Origin of the sequence: Ligilactobacillus sp. (assembly GCF_036846325.1) — a bacterium.
In the GTDB taxonomy this organism is placed as follows: Bacteria; Bacillota; Bacilli; order Lactobacillales; family Lactobacillaceae; genus Ligilactobacillus.
In genome coordinates this window covers 1-1,423 of sequence record NZ_DAIUCE010000102.1, presented here as the reverse complement: position 1 = coordinate 1,423, position 1,423 = coordinate 1, and the positions used below count along the sequence as shown (strand labels likewise).

At 42.2% G+C, this 1,423-nt stretch carries 2 protein-coding genes and 1 pseudogene; all 3 read right to left on the bottom strand.

The window, feature by feature from the left end:
• Positions 1 to 851: pseudogene (locus tag V7Z60_RS08415) on the bottom strand (ABC transporter transmembrane domain-containing protein); the annotation flags it as partial.
• Positions 852 to 942: 91 nt separating this feature from the next.
• On the bottom strand, positions 943 to 1,167 hold the full coding sequence (locus tag V7Z60_RS08410; RefSeq protein WP_014073335.1) for a YneF family protein: 225 nt from the start codon (positions 1,165 to 1,167) through the stop codon (positions 943 to 945).
• Between the two features lie 100 nt (positions 1,168 to 1,267).
• Positions 1,268 to 1,423 (bottom strand): DUF896 domain-containing protein (locus V7Z60_RS08405; protein ID WP_334117385.1); only part of this gene is annotated, 156 nt, incomplete at its 5' end.

Sequence of the window (1,423 nt, the reverse complement as noted above, 5' to 3'; positions counted from 1 at the left end):
AAATAGGAAACAAAGGATACGAGCTGCCCGATTGAAATCGTTCCGTTCAAAACCGAACTGCCTCCGTAAACAATCGTCATAATATATGAAAAACCCAGAATAATCGTCGTTGCCGGATCGAACAGGGAATCAATCAGGATTGACTTCCTGTCGGCAGCAATCGTCTTGTCGACGTGGCGTTCAAAATCTTCGATGTCCTGTTTTTCCTGCCCGAGCGTTTTAATAACCTTGACGCCGGTAATGCTTTCCTGCGTCTTATTGTTCAGATCTGAAAATGCAGCCTGGGCATCACCGAAGGCATCATGAATCTTTTTACCAAGATACGTTGCTTCCAAAGCTAAAAAAGGCAGGGGAATGATTGCTAGAATAGTCAGACGCCAGTCAACGAAGATGCACATTGCAATCAGGGTCGAGCAGCCCGTCATCAGCGAATCAGCCAAAGTCAGGATTCCAGAGCCCGCAACCTCTCGGACAGCATCAACGTCATTGGTCGCATGCGCCATCAAATCACCGACGCGATGGTTGGCATAAAAAGTCTGATCCATCTTCATGAAATGTTGAAAAAGTCGACTTCTAATCTGCCTTTCTAAAATAAATGACGTACCGAATATGTATTTTCTCCAGACATAACGCATCAGATACCGCATAACGGAACTGAAAAGGAAAATCAGAAGCATTAGAACCAGGTAGTCTGGTTTCAAGTTCTTCTGCGAAATGGCATCAACGATGCTTCCGATCACCTTAGGAGGAACGATTGTCATGATTGCCGTTACGAACAGAGCTAAAACGCCGATAATGTAACGTTTTTTCTGTTCTTTGAAAAACCAGCCCAAACGTTTGAAAATACCCAAAATAAGCACCCCTTTTCTAAAAATACACAAAAAAGCCAGGCACGCAGAAATCGCATCCCTGGCTTGATTTCAGCATGATTTAAACATATGATTATTTCTTATCCATGTTTGCTTTCATTGCTGTCATCATTTGGTGAAGTTTCTTTTCGGAAGGCTTTTGGCCCATCTGGACCATCATCGTCCTTAACATTTGCTCATTGATAGGAGGATTCTTCTTCAAATAATCTTCCATATACTTGCGAGCTGCAAAAAAACCACCTGCAAAGCAAGCCAAGCCCACTAATACGATGATCAGCACTAAGACCGGTGTCGACATACTAACGCCCCCTTCTGATTAAAACTAAGTCTCAACAAATAATTTTACACAATATTAAATAAAAAATAAAGTGAAACCTTAAGAAACTTGACCTTGTCTGCTAGTCATCACGCAATCCGCGTTCCCTTTGAATGTTCTTGACCTTCTCGGGCGTGACTTCCTTACCGTTTTTGTCATAAACTTGAAGCATTTCAATTCGATTTCTGAATCCTTCGCGGAAAATAGACAAGTATGTCTCGCGAAGGCTTTTTTGTTC

Bases quoted from the DNA above. Each gene is read 5' to 3' on its own strand.
- V7Z60_RS08410 (WP_014073335.1), bottom strand. From the start codon at position 1,167: ATGTCGACACCGGTCTTAGTGCTGATCATCGTATTAGTGGGCTTGGCT.